The organism is Paracoccus limosus (assembly GCF_009711185.1).
Taxonomy (GTDB): domain Bacteria; phylum Pseudomonadota; class Alphaproteobacteria; order Rhodobacterales; family Rhodobacteraceae; genus Paracoccus; species Paracoccus limosus.
The window spans coordinates 17576-33872 of sequence record NZ_WMIF01000016.1 but is presented as its reverse complement, the minus strand read 5'-3'; the positions used below and the strand labels follow the sequence as shown (position 1 = coordinate 33872).

Here is a 16297-nt window from a genome sequence, read left to right as displayed (position 1 = left end):
GATGGCTACCGAAATCCTGATGCCCGCGCTTTCCCCCACCATGGAGGAAGGCACGCTGGCCAAATGGCTGGTGAAAGAGGGTGACGAGGTCAAGGCCGGCGACATCCTGGCCGAGATCGAGACCGACAAGGCCACGATGGAATTCGAGGCCGTCGATGAGGGCAAGATCGGCAAGATCCTGATCGCCGAGGGCTCGGCGGGGGTCAAGGTCAACACCCCCATCGCCCTGCTGCTTGAGGAAGGCGAATCGGCCGATGCCGTCGCCGCCCCGGCCGCCAAGGCCGAAGCCAAGCCCGAGGCCCCCAAGGCCGAGGCTGCGACCGCCGCGGCCCCTGCCCCGGCAGCGCCGAAAGGTGCCGACGGCAACCGCGTCTTCGCCTCGCCGCTGGCGCGCCGCATCGCGGCCGAAAAGGGTATCGACCTTGCCGGCGTAGCGGGCTCGGGTCCGCATGGCCGCATCGTCAAGGCCGATGTCGAAGGCGCCAAACCCGGTGCGGCCAAGCCCGCAGCGGCGGCCAGCGCCCCGGCAGCCGCCGCCCCGGCCAAGGCTGCGGCCCCGGCAGCCGGTCCCTCGGCGGAAACCATCCTCAAGATGTATGCCGACCGCGAGACGACCGAGGTGGCTCTGGACGGCATGCGCCGCACCATCGCCGCCCGCCTGACCGAAGCCAAACAGACCATCCCGCATTTCTACCTGCGCAAATCGGCCAAACTGGACGAACTGATGAAGTTCCGCGCCATGCTGAACAAGCAGCTGGAATCGCGCGGCGTGAAACTGTCGGTCAACGACTTCATCATCAAGGCCTGCGCGCTGGCCCTGCAAGAGGTGCCGGATGCCAATGCCGTCTGGGCCGGCGACCGCATCCTGAAACTGAAACCCTCGGACGTGGCGGTTGCCGTCGCGATCGAAGGCGGGCTCTTTACCCCGGTCCTCAAGGACGCGCAGCAAAAGACGCTGTCGGCCCTCTCGGCTGAAATGAAGGATCTCGCCAACCGCGCCAAGACGAAAAAGCTTGCCCCGCATGAATATCAGGGCGGCAGCTTCGCGATCTCGAACCTCGGCATGTTCGGCATCGAGAATTTCGACGCGGTCATCAACCCGCCGCATGGCGCGATCCTCGCCGTTGGCGCCGGCATCCAGACCCCGGTCGTCGAAAATGGCGAAGTGGTGATCCGCAACGTCATGTCGATGACGCTCTCGGTCGATCACCGCGTCATCGACGGCGCGCTCGGCGCCCAGCTGCTCGACGCCATCGTCAAGCATCTGGAAAACCCGATGGGCATGCTGGCCTGACCCAGACCGGAACATGACAACGAAAGGGGGCCAGACCGGCCCCTTTTTCATTTCGCCATTTCACAAATACCCCACAGGGGTCCGGGGGTGTGAAACCCCCGGCCTGCCTGCGCCCGCCTGCGTGCTATTCCGCCGCTTCGGGCCGGCTGTTCAGCCCGATCCGCCGCCGCAGCCAACCGCCCAGCCGGCGCTGCGCCCCATGGATCAGCGAAAACAGCGAGGGCACGAACAACAGCGACAGCATGGTCGACAACAGCAGCCCGCCGATCACCGCAATCGCCATCGGCGCCGAGAATTCGGCCCCCTCGCCATGTCCGATGGCCGAGGGCACCATCCCCGCCGTCATGGCGATCGTGGTCATGACGATCGGCCGGGCGCGCTTGTGCACCGCATCCAGAATCGCCGCCCGCTTGTCGACGCCCCGGTCAATGGCGCTCAGCGCGAATTCGACCAGCATGATCGCGTTCTTGGTCACGATCCCCATGAGCATCAGGAACCCGATCACCACCGCCATGCTGATCGAATTGCCGGTCAGGAACAGCGCCAGAATCGCCCCGCCAATCGCCAGCGGCAGCGACATCAGGATCGAGACCGGCGTGACGAAATTGTGGAACAGCAGCACCAGCACGACATAGGTCAGCATCACCCCCGAGATCATCGCCACGGCAAAGGCCTGAAACACCTCACCCATAATCTCGACATCGCCGGCGGGCTGGATCTGCGTGCCGGGCGGCAGCTCGACCTTGTGCTGCAACTCGGTCACCTGCGCGTTCACCGGACCCAGCAGCGCGCCTTGCGCAAGGTTGGCCGAAACCGTGGTGCGATAGCGCCGGTCATAGCGGCCGATCTCGGTCGCGCCGGCCGACAGCCCGATATCGGCCACTGCCTCCAGCGGCACCTGCCCCGCAGAGCTTGGCACGCGCAGGTCGCGCACCGCCATCAGGTCACGGCGGGCGTCGGCATTCAGCCGCACCATGATCGGGATCTGCTCGTCGCCGGTGTTGAACTTGGCAAGGTTCGATTCATTGTCGCCCAGCGTCGCCACCCGCAGCGTGGTGGCCAGCGCGCTGGCGGTGACGCCCATCTCGGCAGCCACGCCCTGACGCGGCCGGATCTGGATCTCGGGCCGTTGCAGCGCGGCCGATGAGCTGACGCCTTCAAGGCTCGGCAGACGCTTCATCGCCGCCATCAGCCGCTCGGCCGCCTCGGCAGCGCCTTCTTCGGTATCGCCCAGCACCGAGATCTCGAAATCATTCTGCCCGGCCTCGTTCTGGAAGTTGACGCGCAAGTCCGGCATCTCGGCCAGATCGCGCTTCAGCACGTCCTCGATCTGGAAACTCGACCGGGCGCGATCATCCTTCGAGCCATAATTGACCATGATCGTGGCCTTGGTCACATCGCCGTCGCCGCCGTTGACAAAGACCGCCTTCACCTCGGGTTCCTGCGCGATCCGGGCCGAGATGCGCCGGGCCACCGCCTCGGTCTCGGCGATGGTCGAACCGGGCGGCAGCTCGACGCTGATCTGGCTGCGGCCGACGTCCTGCTGCGGAATGAATTCGGTCGGAAGCAAAGTCGCCGAATAGATCGAGCCGGCAAAGACACCCAGCCCCAGCAGCATCGTCCGCCCGCGATGGCGCAGCGTCCAGGCCAGGATCGCCATCAGCCCGCGCATCAGCGGCCCGTCGCGTTCCTCGACCGGGGTAGAGTTGTCGCGCAGGAAATAGGCCGCCATCATCGGCGTGATCAACCGCGCCACCAACAGCGAGAACAGCACCGAGACCGCGACCGTCAGCCCGAACTGCTTGAAATACTGCCCCGGAATCCCGCCCATGAAGCTGACCGGGGCAAAGACCGCGACGATGGAAAAGCTGATCGCGATGACCGTCAGGCCGATTTCATTCGCCGCCTCCATGCTGGCCTGATAGGCCGGCCGGCCCATGCCGATGTGGCGCACGATGTTCTCGATCTCGACGATGGCGTCATCGACAAGGATGCCGGTGACCAGCGTGATCGCCAGCAGGCTGATGCCGTTCAGTGTGAATCCCAGCCAATGCATCACGAAAAACGTCGGGATGATCGACAGCGGCAGCGCGACGGCGGCGATCACCGTCGCCCGCCAGTTGCGCAGGAACAGAAAGACCACGATCACCGCCAGCGCCGCGCCCTCGTAAAGCGTGGTCATCGCGCTGGTATAGCTGGCCAAAGTATGGGTGGTGGCGTCGTCAATCAGCTGGATGCGGGTGCCGGGATGGGCGGCCTCGATCTGGGCGATGCGGGCCTTGGCACCGTCGCCGGCCTCAAGGTCGGACTGGCCGCTGCCGCGAAAGACGCCAAAGGCCACCACCGGTTGGCCGCCCAGCAGGGCGAATTTGCGTTCGTCGCTGGGGCCGTCGGTGACGGTGCCCAGCTGGTCCAGCCGCACCGTGCGCCCGCCGCCCTTGGCATCGGCGCCGATCAGGATCGGCGTCGCTGCCAGCCGCGCCACATCCTGCGCCGAACCCAGCGCCCGGATCGAATATTCGGTGCCGGCCAGATCGCCGCGCCCGCCGCCCATGTCGATGTTCTTGGCCCGCAGCTGGTCCGAGACCTCGGCCACCGTCAGCCCCAGCGCCTGCACGCGTCCGGCGTCCAGCTCGACATTGATCTGGCGGTCGGCGCCGCCGATGCGGGTGATGCTGGCCACGCCCTTGACGGTGGTCAGCTCGCGCGCAACCACGTCATCGACGAATTTCGACAGCGCCTCCATCGACTTGCCGGGATCGCTGACGGCATAGGTCAGGATCGCCTGCCCGGTCACGTCCAGCCGCCGGACCAGCGGCTCGATGATCGATTCCGGCAGGTCGGCGCGGACATTGGCCACCGCATCCTTGACATCGTTCACGGCGCGGTCGGTATCGGTCGCCAGCTCGAATTCGACATAGATATGCGCGGCGCTGTCGGTCGCGGCGGCGGTGATATGGCGCACCCCGGTGATCGAGGCCAGCGAATCCTCGATCGGCTGCACCACCTGCCGGGTCAGCTCGCTGGGGGCGGCGCCGGGCTGGCTGACGGTGATCTGGACCAGCGGCAGGTCGATATTGGGCATGGCCGTGACCGCCAGCCGCGAAAAGCTGTAAAGTCCGACCAGCAGCAGCACCAGAAAGACCGCGATCGGCGGCACCGGATGACGGATGGAACCGGCGGAAAAGTTCATGGCGCCGCCCTGACCGCATCGCCGCTGCGGAAAAACGCGCCGGCGCGGGCGATCACGGTTTCCTCGGGGGACAGGCCGCTGATGACCTCGCGACGGTCTTGCCAGATGATGCCGGCGCGGACCGGGCGGCTTTCGACCTTGCCATCCGCGACCACCTGCACCCGGTCGCCGCTGTCATCGGACAGGATCGCCGAGGCCGGCACGGTCACCGCCTCGCGTTCATCGGTGACCACCCAACCCTGCGCGAACAGGCCGATGCGCAGCCGCGGATCCGCGTCCAGCGCGATCCGGGCCTGCCCCAGCCGCGTCACCGGATCGACGGCGGCCGGCACCAGCCGGACCCGACCCCGGACCTCGCCCAGACCCGCAACCTGAATCAGCGCGGCATCGCCGGGCTTGATCTGGCCCAGAGCGGTTTCGATCACATCGGCATCCATCTCGATCTCGCCGCCGTCGATCAGCGTGAACAGCGGATCGGCCCCGCCCGACAACGCGCCCAGCTCGGCGCCGCGGGCCACCACGAGCCCATCAACCGGCGCGACGATGCGGCTGTAATCCAGATTCAGCACCGCAATCCGCTGCGCCGCCGCCGCCTGACGCTGCGCCGCCTGCGCCACGCTCAGCCCGTCCGAGGCCGAGGCCGAGGATGCCCGCGCCGCCGCCTCGGTCGCGATGGCCTGATCCAGCACCGCCTGACTGGCATTGCCGCTTTGACGCAGGGCGCGGGTGCGCTCCAGCGCCGTCGCGGCCTGCGTCAGCGTCGCCTCGGCGCTGGCGATCTGGCTTTCGGCCTGCCGCACGCTGGCGACGGCGCGGGCATCCTCGGCCTCGGCCTGCGCCAGCTGCGCGCGCAGCGTGTCATCGGCCAGCACCGCCAGCACATCGCCGGCCTTGACCCTGTCGCCAACCTCGGCGCGGATCTCGCGGATTTCATGGCCCGAGACATTGGCGTGGATCAGCACCGATTGCCGCGCTCGCAACGAGCCCGACACCGGCACCCGTTCCTGAATGCGTTCGCGGGTGGCGGGCGCCAGCGTGACGACGGGCAGATCCTGCACCACGGCGGCGGCATCGGCCTCCAGCGCCGGGGCCAGAACGGGCAGGCACCCAAGGCCAAGGCCCATGGCCATTGCGGCGATCCTGCCGATCAACGTCATCTGTTCCAGCCCTCTTTGCCAATGCCAGCCGCAACGATAGGCGGCAGCGCCAGCGGCGGCAATGCGCTCAGAACGAAACGGTGACGCCCGGCAGGTTCAATTCTGCGACAAGTTCGCGCAGCTCTTGCCTTGCGGCGATATTCGACATCGACAGCTGCTCGGTGCCGATGTCGCGCAGATCCAGCAGCGTCAGGCCGCGCGGAAACAGCTCGCGAAAGATCACCCGCTCGGAAAACCCCGGCGCGACGCGAAAGCCGATGCGTTTGGAGAGCGTCGTCAGCGCGCTGCCGACCTTGCGCTTGTTGTGCATGGCCTGCGTGCCCAGCCGGTTGCGCAGCACCAGCCAGTCGATCGGCCCCGCGCCCGCCTCGCCACGCAGCTGCCGCGCGCCCCAGACCATCTCGGCATAGATCGAGGGGCCAAGGATCTTGCCATCGGGCGACATGCGGGCCAGCAGGTCGAAATCGATGAAACTGTCGTTCATCGGCGTTATCAGCGTATCGGCCAGACTATGCGCCATCTGACTAAGCCGGGTATGCGAGCCGGGGCAGTCCAGCAGGATGAAATCGCAGTCCGGCTCCAGCTCGGCCATGGCCTGCGACAGCGGATCCGCCTGTTCGGGGTCCAGCACGCCCAGACGCGGCATCGGCAGCTCCAGCCCCTCGCGCGCGGCGAAATGGGCGCGGTTCTCCAGATAGCGGCCAAAGCTGCGCTGGCGCACGTCCAGATCCAGCGCACCCACCCGGTGCCCCATCCGCGCCAGCGCCGTCGCGACATGCATCGAGGTGGTGGACTTGCCCGAGCCGCCCTTTTCGTTCCCGACGACGATGATATGCGCCACGAATCCCCCCTGCCCGCATGCTGTTGGCGCAGATTAGGTCCGCCCCCGGGCCAAGGAAAGCCAAGCGCGGCAAAGATTCGCCGCAACTGCGGCAATCTCGAAACAAGGGAAAATCCGGCAGGGGCCGCGGCCGCTCGATTTCAACCGGCTGAAATCACATGCGGATTTAAGACGACCCGTTGAGTAGATATTTCAGTTGAAAAACACGATTGCTTATGTCGTAATAGTTACATGAAGAAGCCGGCCACGCCTGCGCAAAGGAAAGGAGCCAAGGATGCCGAAACCGACCCGACTTGCGAACCTTGCCAGGACTGCGCGCCAATGGCTCGCGCCGCTTTACGAGGTTGCGCTGATTGACCGCCTGACCGGACAGCCCCATGCCGTCGCCGGTTTCCGGCTGGCCGTGCTGACCTGTGAGCCGCAACTGACCCGCGAACAGATGATGCGCCACCGCGACACGCGGCGCTGGGACGCCACCGTCCGGCCCGCCAAATGGAAAGGAAACCAGTGATGATCCGTTTTGCCCTTGCCACCCAGCCCGCACCCGCCACGTCCATCCAGCGCTATGCGACGATCATGCTGTCCACGCATCGCAGCGCGCAGGGCCCGGTGGTGCGCCGCTATCGCGACGGCCGCGTGGTGATCGACACCGGCACGCAACGGCTGTCCGGCATGCCGCTGGGCCATCAGCCGGTCGAGGCGCCGATCTGGTCGCCGCTGTTTGCCGGGCTGATCTGAACCGTCCGGGCGCCTCCCCTTCAGGTTTGCGGACAGGCCCACCGTTCCGCAAGCCAAGCCCGGAACTGGAAACGCCGCCCCTTGGGGGGCGGCGTTTCGCTTTCTCGCCTGATGGCCTGCGCCCGGATCCGGGCGCGGGCCAAGCCGGGATCAGAAGCCCAGGCCGGCGTATTTGTTCTTGAACTTCGACACGCGGCCGCCGGTGTCCATCAGCTTGGCCGAACCGCCGGTCCATGCCGGGTGCACGCTGGGATCGATGTCCAGCGACATGGTGTCGCCTTCCTTGCCCCAGGTCGAGCGCACGTCGTAGGTGGTGCCGTCGGTCATCTTCACGGTGATGAAGTGGTAGTCGGGGTGAATATCTGCTTTCATGGCGCGTCTCCTCAGGCCTTGGCTTCGGCTTTGGGCTTGTAGTTGCTGACTTCGGCGATACGGGCGGATTTACCGCGACGGTCACGCAGGTAGTACAGCTTGGCGCGGCGGACGCGGCCACGGCGCACGACGGTGATCGAATCGATGTTGGTCGAATACAGCGGGAACACACGTTCCACGCCTTCGCCGAACGAGATCTTGCGCACGGTGAACGAGGCACCGATGCCGCCGCCCTTGCGCGAGATGACCACGCCTTCGTACATCTGCACCCGGGTGCGGGTGCCTTCGGTGACTTTATAGCCGACACGGACGGTGTCGCCGGCCTTGAAGTCCGGGATTTCCTTGCCGAGCGAGGCGATTTGCTCGGCTTCCAGTTGGGCGATCAGGTTCATCGCATGGTTCCTTCGGTTACTCGCGGTAGTCCCGCGCTTGGTCTGATGCGCCCGAGAGCTGTCGGTCCTTTGTCGGGTCCATGCGGGTTTCCCCGTATGCCCGCCACAGGTCGGGGCGGCGTTCCTTGGTCAGCCTTTCGGCCATGTCGCGTCGCCAACTGGCAATAGCCGCGTGATTTCCCGAAAGCAGAACCTCGGGTATCGCGCGGCCTTCCCAAAGGGCGGGCTTCGTATACTGCGGATGCTCAAGCAGACCGTCGGAAAAGGATTCCTCGGCCAGAGAGTCCTGATTCCCCAGCACGCGCGGTATAAGCCGAACCGTCGTGTCGATCAAGACCTGAGCGGCCAGCTCGCCGCCGGTCAGGACGTAATCGCCGATGCTGATTTCCTCGACCCCGTGGGCGTCCAGAACGCGCTGGTCCACACCCTCGAACCGGCCACAGATCAGGGTCATGCCGGGACCGCTGGCCAGCTGGCGTGCACGGTCCTGCGTAAACGGCTTGCCGCGCGGCGAAAGGTAAATCACCGGCAGATGCCCGCCCGCCTCGCGCAGCGCCGCATCCATCACATCGGCGCGGATCACCATGCCGGCGCCGCCGCCTGCGGGCGTGTCGTCGACATTGCGATGCTTGCCGATGCCAAAGGGGCGCAGGTCAGTGGTGCGCAGATTCCACAGCCCTTCGGCCAGCGCGCGGCCGGTCAGGGACAGTCCCAGAACCCCCGGAAAGGCCTCGGGAAACAGGGTGATGATCTGCGCGGTCCATGCCCCCTTGACCTGCGGCTCGGCCATCAGGTCGCGCGGTTGCAGGCTGTCGCGGATCGACAGCCGGCCATGCGATTTCATCCCTGCCGAGGCGCCCTCGTCGGTCATTCCTCGGTTTCCTCGGGCGGGTCGGCGATGATGCGGCCCGCCGCGATATCCACCGTCGGCACGAAGGCGCGGGTAAAGGGCAGCAGCAGCGTCTGCTTGCGACCGGGGCCAAAGATTTCAAGGATATCGCCGGCGCCATGGTCATAGATCGCGCGCACGGTGCCAATCAGCACCCCGCCCGCATCATAGACCGACATGCCGATCAAGTCGGTATGATAGAATTCGTCATCGGGCAGCGAGGGCAGCCGCTCGCGGTCGGCCCAGAGCGTGACGCCCTTCAGCGCCTCGGCATCGTCGCGGGTTTCCACCCCCGACAGCCGGGCACCCAGCCCGCCCGTTACCGGGCGGGTCAGGCGGATGGTAAAACTGCGCTTGCCATCCTCGGACCAGAGCGGACCGTAAGCTGCGATATCATCTGGTTGAGAAGTAAAGCTTTTCAGCCTTACCTCGCCCTTGACGCCAAAGGCGCCCGCAATCGCACCGACACAGATCCGCTCGGCCATGGGATTATTCCGAAGCAGCTTCCGAAGCGGCAGCTTCACGGGCGGCGCGCTTCTCGGCACGCTCTTTCGCGGCCTTGCCCGGCTCGCCTTTTTTCAGGTTCTTGCGCTCGGTTTTCGGGGTGACGCCGGCGGCTTCCAGGAAACGGGCAACGCGGTCGGTCGGCTGGGCGCCCTGGCTCAGCCAGTATTTCGCGCGCTCGACGTCCAGTTTGATGCGGTCTTCGGAATCCTTGGCCAGCAGCGGGTTGTAGGTGCCCAGCTTTTCCAGGAAGCGGCCGTCGCGCGGCATGCGCGAATCAGAGGCGACGATGGCGTAGTGCGGACGTTTTTTCGAACCACCACGGGCCAGACGGATCTTCATTGCCATAGGTTTTCTCCTTTGAATGGCGGGGGTTGACGTGGGAATCCCCGCGTCAGGATTGGAAAGTCTCGTGATGCCGGATCACTTCGGCGATCACGAAGTTCAGGAATTTGCGCGCGAATTCCGGGTCGAGATCGGCCTCGCGCGCGAGGCGTTCCAGCCGCTCGATCTGGCTCGCCTCGCGGGCGGGATCGGACGGAGGAAGGTCGTGTTCGGCCTTGAGGCGGCCGACATTCTGGGTGTGCTTGAAGCGTTCGGCCAGCGTATAGACCAGGATCGCGTCCAGCCGGTCGATGCTGGCGCGATGCTCTTTCAGAAGCTGCGCAGCGCGGGCGGCGTCATCACTCACGCGGAAATCTCCAAGCATTTGATTTCATTCAAAGCGGCTGTACACCACCCGTACACAGGGCGTACACCCGGGATGCAGCGCGCGTAGCTCATGCCATGGCCTCCGCCGGGTGGCGCCAGACGGTACAGGGCTCGGTGCCGGGATGGGCGGCGCCGGCATCCACCGCCGCGCCCAGACGCCGGGCCAACGCCGCCGACCGGTCATTGGCGGGCAGGATATAGCTGACGGCGGTTTTCCAGCCCAGTTTGCGGGCGGCGAAATCGCGGCTGGCCAGCGCCGCCTCATGCGCGATGCCACGCCCTTCGGCCTCGGCGTTCCAAAGCGTCCAGCCGATCTCATGCTCGGGCCAGCCGTCCGGGAACCACGGCCCAACGCTACCCAGCACCGCGCCGCTGTCGCGGTCGGTCACGGTGAACAGGCCATAGCCGCGCAGCACCCAATGGCCGATGATATGGCCAAAGGCGCGCCAAGCGATGCCCGGCCCCACCATCGGGCCGCCGACCCAGGCGGAACGCGGTCCGAGCGCAAACTCACGCCAGACCGGCCAGTCGCCGGCCTGCGGCGCGCGCAGGACCAGACGCTCGGTCGTCAGCACAGGCGTGTCAGAGAGCGTGACCACTTATTTCTTCCCGAACAGCCCCGACAGACCGCCGGGCAGGCCCAGCTTGCCCAGATCGCCGCCCAGACCCTTGGGGTCTTGCAGCATCTTGGTGGCCTCGGCCATCTGCGCCGGATCGACATTGGCCATGTCGGGCAGACCGCCACCCTTGCCGGTCATGGCGCGCATGGCCTGCTTCAGCATGCCGCCCTTGCCCATCTTGCCCAGCTTTTTCATGGTGTCGGCCATCTGCTTTTGCATCTTCAAAAGCTTGTTCAGCTCGGCCACATCCATGCCGGCGCCGCTGGCGATCCGCTTCTTGCGGCTGGCCTGCAGCATGTCCGGGTTGGCGCGTTCCTTTTTCGTCATCGAGTTGATCAGCGCGATCTGGCGCTTGATCGCCTTGTCGTCCAGACCGGCGGCCTCGGCCTGCTTGGCCATCTTGCCCATGCCCGGCATCATGCCCATGATCGACTGCATGCCGCCCATCTTGAGCATCTGCTCAAGCTGGCTGCGCAGGTCGTTCATGTTGAACATGCCCTTCTGGAAACGCTTCATCATGCGTTCGGCCTGTTCGACCTCCAGCACTTCCTGCGCCTTCTCGACCAGAGCGACGATATCGCCCATGCCAAGGATACGGCCGGCGACACGCTGCGCGTCAAAGGCTTCCAGCGCGTCCATCTTTTCGCCCAGACCCACGAAGCGGATCGGCTTGCCGGTGACCGCGCGCATCGACAGCGCCGCACCGCCACGGCCGTCGCCGTCCATCCGGGTCAGCACCACGCCCGAGATCCCGACCTTGCCGTCGAATTCGGTCGCGACATTCACCGCGTCCTGACCGGTCAGGCCGTCGACGACCAGCAGCGTCTCGCGCGGCTGGGCCACGTCACGGACCGCCTGCACCTCGTCCATCAGCACTTGGTCGATGTGCAGACGACCGGCGGTGTCGAGCATATAGACATCGTAACCACCAAGGCTCGCCTGCTGCTTGGCGCGTTTGGCAATCTGCACGGCATTTTCGCCCGGCACGATCGGCAGGGTGTCGACGCCGATCTGCTGGCCAAGGATCGCCAGCTGCTCCATGGCGGCCGGGCGGTTGGTGTCAAGAGACGCCAGCAGGACGCGCTTTTTCTCGCGTTCCTTCAGCCGCTTGGCCAGTTTCGCCGTGGTGGTGGTCTTGCCCGAGCCCTGCAGGCCGACCATCAGGATCGGCGCGGGCGGGTTGTCGATGCGCAGCGCGTCGGGCGCGCCCTCGCCCTGCAGCACCTTGATCAGCTCGTCATGGACGATCTTGACGACCTGCTGGCCTGGGGTGATCGACTTGGTGACGGCGCTGCCGGTGGCCTTGGCGGTCACCGATTTCACGAAATTGCGCGCGACCGGCAGCGAGACGTCGGCCTCAAGCAGGGCGACACGCACCTCGCGCATGGCGGCGGTCACGTCATCCTCGGTCAGTGCGCCCTGCTTGGTCAGCCGGTCGAAGACGCCGCCAAGGCGGTCGGACAGGTTTTCAAACATCGGCGGCCCTCCAATGGTTGCCGTTGCCCGCAAGGGCGCGAATAAACAGATACGCCCCCGTGGGCGCAACGCGCTGACGGAGGGCGATCCCCGGCAGGCGGGGACCGGAAGGGCTGTCCTTCCGGGAATCCGGGGATGCATAGGCCGAATGCCGGTGCGAGTCAACCGCCGGGGCCGGGTTGACCCAAGGCCCGGCCTTGCCGAAGCTGCCCCGGCAAAGGAGATCCCGCATGACCCATCCGATCAGCCGCTTCCCGGTGCCCTCGCTTGACGAGATGCCCGAGGATATCGCCCAGCGCATCCGCAAGGTCGCCGAAAAATCCGGCTTCGTGCCGAACATCTTTCTGGCGCTGGCGCATCGCCCGACCGAGTTCCGCGCCTTCTTTACCTATCACGACGCGCTGATGGAGCGCGAGGGTGGCCTGAGCAAGGCCGAACGCGAGATGATCGTCGTCGCCACCTCAGGCCTGAACCAATGCCAATATTGCGTGGTGGCGCATGGTGCCATCCTGCGCATCCGGGCCAAGAACGCCCTGATCGCCGATCAGGTGGCGGTGAACTGGCGCAAGGCGGATCTGACCGCCCGCGAACGCGCCATGCTGACCTATGCCGAACAGGTCGCCCTTACCGCCCAGCACATCGAGCCCAAGGACCACGCGGCCCTGACCGAGGCCGGCTTCTCGCAAGACGAGATCTGGGACATCGGCGCCATCGCGGCCTTTTTCGGCATGTCGAACCGACTGGTCAATGCCGGCGACATCCGGCCGAATGACGAATTCTACATGCTGGGCCGCAGCTAGAACCAGACGTCGCCACGCCTTTTGCAGCGGTCGCATTGGGTATTTTTGAAATGGTGAAGCTGCAGGCCACGCGCCTCTCCTGCAGCGCGGCGCCTGTCTTCACCATTTTTCAAATACCCATGCTGACCCCACCACCGGATCAGGCAGCCGCCTCGCTGGGCGTGACCAGCGCCACAATATCCATCATGATGCGGTTCAGCTCGAAATCCTTGGGCGTATAGACGCGGGCCACGCCCATGGCGCGGAGCCGGGCGGCATCCTCGTCGGGGATAATGCCACCGACCACCACCGGCACATGCGCAAGGCCCGCCGCCTGGATGCGGGCCATCAAATCCTCGATCAGCGGCAGGTGGCTGCCCGACAGGATCGACAGGCCGACGATATGGGCGTCTTCCTCGGCCGCGCGGGCGACGATCTGTTCGGGGGTCAGGCGGATGCCTTCGTAGGTGATGTCCATGCCGCAGTCGCGGGCGCGGAAGGCGATCTGTTCGGCGCCGTTGGAATGGCCGTCGAGGCCGGGCTTGCCGACCAGGAATTTCAGCCGGCGGCCAAGGCGCTGACTGACGGCATCGACGGCCTCGCGGATCGGCTCAAGCCCTTCGGTGCGGTTCGAGGGGCTTTGCGACACGCCCGTCGGGCCGCGATATTCGCCATGGACCTCGCGCATGACCTGTGCCCATTCGCCGGTGGTGGCACCCGCCTTGGCGGCGACGACCGAGAACGGCATCACGTTTTGCCCCTTCTGCGCGGCTTCGCGCAGCGCGACGAGGGCGGCCTCGACGGCCGTCTCGTCGCGGGCCTGCCGCCAAGCGTCAAGCCGGGCAATCTGGTCCTGCTCGACCGCCGGATCGACCACCATGATGCCGCCATCGCCCGCCGTCAGCGGCGAGGGTTCGCCCTGTTGCCAGCGGTTGACGCCGACGACGACGGTTTCATTGGCCTCGATCCGGTTCAGCCGGGCGGCATTCGATTCGACCAGCCGCGATTTCATGTATTCGATCGAGGCGATGGCGCCGCCCATCTGGTCCAGCGTCTCCAGCTCGGCGCGGGCGCCGGCTTTCAGTTCCTCGACCTTTGCGGCGATGGCGGGGTTGCCGTCGAAGAGATCGCCGTATTCCAGAAGGTCGGTTTCATAGGCGACGATCTGTTGCATGCGCAGCGACCATTGCTGGTCCCAGGGGCGCGGCAGGCCCAGCGCCTCGTTCCAGGCCGGCAGCTGAACAGCGCGGGCGCGGGCGTTTTTCGACAGCGTCACTGCCAGCATTTCCAGAAGGATGCGGTAGACGTTGTTTTCGGGCTGCTGCTCGGTCAGGCCGAGGCTGTTCACCTGCACGCCATAGCGGAAGCGGCGGTATCTTTCCTCCTCGATGCCGTAGCGCTCCTGACAGATCTCGTCCCAGAGCTCGGTAAAGGCCCGCATCTTGCACAGTTCGGTCACGAAGCGGATGCCGGCGTTCACGAAGAACGAGATGCGGCCGACCATGTTCGGGAAGTCCTTGGGTTCGACCTTGTCTTTCAGGTCGTCCAGCACCGCGATGCCGGTGGCCAAGGCATAGGCCAGCTCCTGCTCGGGCGTCGCGCCGGCCTCTTGCAGGTGATAGGAACAGACGTTCATCGGGTTCCATTTCGGCAGGCTCTTTGCCGTATAGGCCGCGACGTCGGTGATCATCTTCAGCGACGGTTTCGGCGGGCAGATATAGGTGCCGCGCGACAGGTATTCCTTGATGATGTCGTTCTGGACCGTGCCTTGCAGCTTGGACACGTCCGCGCCCTGCTCTTCGGCTACGGCGATGTAAAGCGACAGCAGCCACGGCGCGGTGGCGTTGATCGTCATCGAGGTGTTCATCTGTTCCAGCGGGATCTGGTCGAAGAGCGCGCGCATGTCGCCCAGATGGCAGACCGGCACGCCGACCTTGCCGACCTCGCCCCGCGCCAGCACATGGTCGCTGTCATAGCCGGTCTGGGTCGGCAGGTCGAAGGCCACCGAAAGCCCGGTCTGGCCCTTGGCCAGATTGGTGCGGTAAAGCGCGTTCGATTTCTCGGCGGTCGAGTGCCCCGCATAGGTGCGGAAGAGCCAGGGTTTGTCTTTCTCGGCCACGGCCAGTCCCTTCGCAAGATTATTACGACATGAATAGCGGTATCGTAACAATGATGCGCCGTCAATTCGCCGCATTGCAGAAAATCGCCGCATTTGCGCGGCGATGGGGTGATCTGCGGCTGCGGCGGGTCTGGCGTCGGTGTGCGGCCGGTCGCCGGGCGACGCTCTGGCCCTGCCCTTTGGTCATGCAACTCCACGCACGGCGCCGGTTTTGCCGGCAATTCCCCGGCTGCCTTGCCCCGTGCCGCGCTGCGGCGCGGTTGCGGCTGGCGTCAGGAATGTTAGCCTGAGCGCAATCGAACGCAGGGGCAGGAGACCAGGATGCTGACCCGCCGCAGGATGCTTGCGGTTCTGGCCGGATCGATTCCGGCGACGGCTTTGGCGCAGGCCGGACTGGCCAAGGCGCAGCTGATCGAAATGGCCTATTCCGATCATTCGCCACGCAACCTGCTGGACATTCACCGCCCCGAAGGCGCGGGCCCGTTTCCGGCGCTGCTGGACATCCATGGCGGCGGCTTCCTGACCGGCGACAAGCGGCAACTGCCGGTGCCGCAGCGGCTGCTGGAGGCGGGCATCGCCGTGGTGCGGATGAACTACCGGCTGTCGAATCAGGCGCGCTGGCCGGCGCAACAAGAGGACGTGCTGAACGCGGCGGGTTTTCTGCAGGCCCACGCCGCCGAGCTGGGACTGGTGCCGGGGCGGCTGGCCATCGGCGGGCGGTCGGCCGGGGCGTTCATGGCGGTTTCGGCGGCGCTGAGCATGGTGGAAAGCGGTCATCCTCTGGCGGCGGTGGTGGATTTCTATGGGCCGATGGATTTCGGCAGCATGGATGCCGACATGGCCAGCCTTGGCATCCGCTTTCAGCGCCCGCCCGCCGATGACCCGGGCAGCGTCGAATCGCTGCTGATCGGCTATGCCGTCGGCCAGCGCCGCAGCGAGGCCACCGCCATGGGCCCGGTCGGCAGGCTGGCGGGGCTGGACGGGCTGCGCCTGCCGCCGCTGATGATCCGGCATGGCACCGCCGACAGCATCGTCTCGGCCGGTCAGGCCGAGCGGCTGCGCAAGGCATGGCACCGCGCCGACCCCTCGGCCGAGATCGACTTTGCGCTGTTGCAGGGCGAAGGGCATGGCACCCGCGCCTTTGGCAGCCCGGCGCTGATGGAGCAGCTGGCGGCGTTCCTGTCGCGCCATCTGGGCGCGACCAGAAGCTGA

At 66.1% G+C, this 16297-nt stretch carries 17 protein-coding genes; 5 read left to right on the top strand and 12 right to left on the bottom strand.

The genetic code is table 11. The annotated features are described in order from the left end of the window. The first annotated feature begins 1 nt into the window (after position 1). Positions 2-1294, top strand: coding sequence for a pyruvate dehydrogenase complex dihydrolipoamide acetyltransferase (locus GL279_RS12105; protein WP_155064898.1), 1293 nt, complete (start codon positions 2-4; stop codon positions 1292-1294). A gap of 124 nt (positions 1295-1418) precedes the next feature. Here the strand turns inward: GL279_RS12105 and GL279_RS12100 are convergent, their stop codons facing one another. The 3 genes from GL279_RS12100 to GL279_RS12090 form a co-directional block, all read right to left on the bottom strand. Beyond that, entirely contained in the window at positions 1419-4487 is a 3069-nt protein-coding gene (locus GL279_RS12100; protein WP_155064897.1) for an efflux RND transporter permease subunit, read from the bottom strand. Then, on the bottom strand, positions 4484-5644 hold the full coding sequence (locus tag GL279_RS12095) for an efflux RND transporter periplasmic adaptor subunit (protein WP_155064896.1): 1161 nt from the start codon (positions 5642-5644) through the stop codon (positions 4484-4486). Before GL279_RS12095 ends, GL279_RS12100 begins: the two co-directional genes overlap by 4 nt. 67 nt (positions 5645-5711) lie before the next feature. Further along, complete coding sequence (locus GL279_RS12090) at positions 5712-6485, bottom strand: division plane positioning ATPase MipZ (protein ID WP_343039796.1); 774 nt, start codon at positions 6483-6485, stop codon at positions 5712-5714. Positions 6486-6759: 274 nt separating this feature from the next. Here GL279_RS12090 and GL279_RS12085 point away from each other — a divergent pair, with 274 nt between their 5' ends. Together GL279_RS12085 and GL279_RS12080 are read left to right on the top strand one after the other, a co-directional pair. Continuing rightward, positions 6760-6996, top strand: coding sequence for a hypothetical protein (locus GL279_RS12085; protein ID WP_155064895.1), 237 nt, complete (start codon positions 6760-6762; stop codon positions 6994-6996). Next, positions 6996-7223: a hypothetical protein gene (locus tag GL279_RS12080; protein ID WP_155064894.1), complete on the top strand. Its 228-nt coding sequence runs from the start codon at positions 6996-6998 to the stop codon at positions 7221-7223. The genes GL279_RS12085 and GL279_RS12080 overlap by 1 nt, the downstream gene beginning before the upstream one ends. A gap of 150 nt (positions 7224-7373) precedes the next feature. On the opposite strand, the gene rpmE is transcribed toward GL279_RS12080, so the two are convergent. The 8 genes from rpmE to ffh all read right to left on the bottom strand — a co-directional run bounded on the left by rpmE (position 7374) and on the right by ffh (position 12187). Beyond that, complete coding sequence (gene rpmE / locus GL279_RS12075; RefSeq protein WP_155064893.1) at positions 7374-7595, bottom strand: 50S ribosomal protein L31; 222 nt, start codon at positions 7593-7595, stop codon at positions 7374-7376. A gap of 11 nt (positions 7596-7606) precedes the next feature. After that, positions 7607-7987, bottom strand: coding sequence for a 50S ribosomal protein L19 (gene rplS / locus GL279_RS12070; protein WP_155064892.1), 381 nt, complete (start codon positions 7985-7987; stop codon positions 7607-7609). 16 nt (positions 7988-8003) lie between these two features. Continuing rightward, complete coding sequence (trmD, locus tag GL279_RS12065) at positions 8004-8858, bottom strand: tRNA (guanosine(37)-N1)-methyltransferase TrmD (RefSeq protein WP_170293963.1); 855 nt, start codon at positions 8856-8858, stop codon at positions 8004-8006. Beyond that, positions 8855-9361, bottom strand: a complete 507-nt coding sequence (gene rimM, locus GL279_RS12060; RefSeq protein WP_155064891.1) for a ribosome maturation factor RimM — start codon at positions 9359-9361, stop codon at positions 8855-8857. Before rimM ends, trmD begins: the two co-directional genes overlap by 4 nt. A 4-nt stretch (positions 9362-9365) precedes the next feature. Then, a complete protein-coding gene (gene rpsP / locus GL279_RS12055; protein WP_155064890.1) occupies positions 9366-9728 on the bottom strand; it encodes a 30S ribosomal protein S16 in 363 nt (120 codons plus the stop codon). A 46-nt stretch (positions 9729-9774) separates the two neighbouring features. Further along, positions 9775-10089: a chorismate mutase gene (locus tag GL279_RS12050; RefSeq protein ID WP_155064889.1), complete on the bottom strand. Its 315-nt coding sequence runs from the start codon at positions 10087-10089 to the stop codon at positions 9775-9777. Between the two features lie 70 nt (positions 10090-10159). Beyond that, on the bottom strand, positions 10160-10690 hold the full coding sequence (locus GL279_RS12045) for a GNAT family N-acetyltransferase (RefSeq protein ID WP_343039794.1): 531 nt from the start codon (positions 10688-10690) through the stop codon (positions 10160-10162). Further along, positions 10691-12187 carry a signal recognition particle protein gene (ffh, locus tag GL279_RS12040; protein WP_155064888.1) on the bottom strand — a complete coding sequence of 499 codons (1497 nt, stop codon included), beginning with the start codon at positions 12185-12187 and terminating at the stop codon, positions 10691-10693. A 230-nt stretch (positions 12188-12417) separates the two neighbouring features. On the opposite strand from ffh, the gene GL279_RS12035 reads away from it, so the two are divergent. Further along, the gene (locus GL279_RS12035) at positions 12418-12987 is read left to right on the top strand and encodes a peroxidase-related enzyme (RefSeq protein ID WP_155064887.1); all 570 of its coding nucleotides are present in this window, start codon (positions 12418-12420) and stop codon (positions 12985-12987) included. A 139-nt stretch (positions 12988-13126) separates the two neighbouring features. Here GL279_RS12035 and GL279_RS12030 read toward each other — a convergent pair whose 3' ends face one another. Continuing rightward, the gene (locus GL279_RS12030) at positions 13127-15085 is read right to left on the bottom strand and encodes a methylmalonyl-CoA mutase family protein (protein WP_425495605.1); all 1959 of its coding nucleotides are present in this window, start codon (positions 15083-15085) and stop codon (positions 13127-13129) included. Between the two features lie 321 nt (positions 15086-15406). On the opposite strand from GL279_RS12030, the gene GL279_RS12025 reads away from it, so the two are divergent. Next, positions 15407-16297 (top strand): alpha/beta hydrolase, encoded by an 891-nt coding sequence (locus GL279_RS12025; RefSeq protein ID WP_155064886.1) that lies wholly within the window; start codon positions 15407-15409, stop codon positions 16295-16297.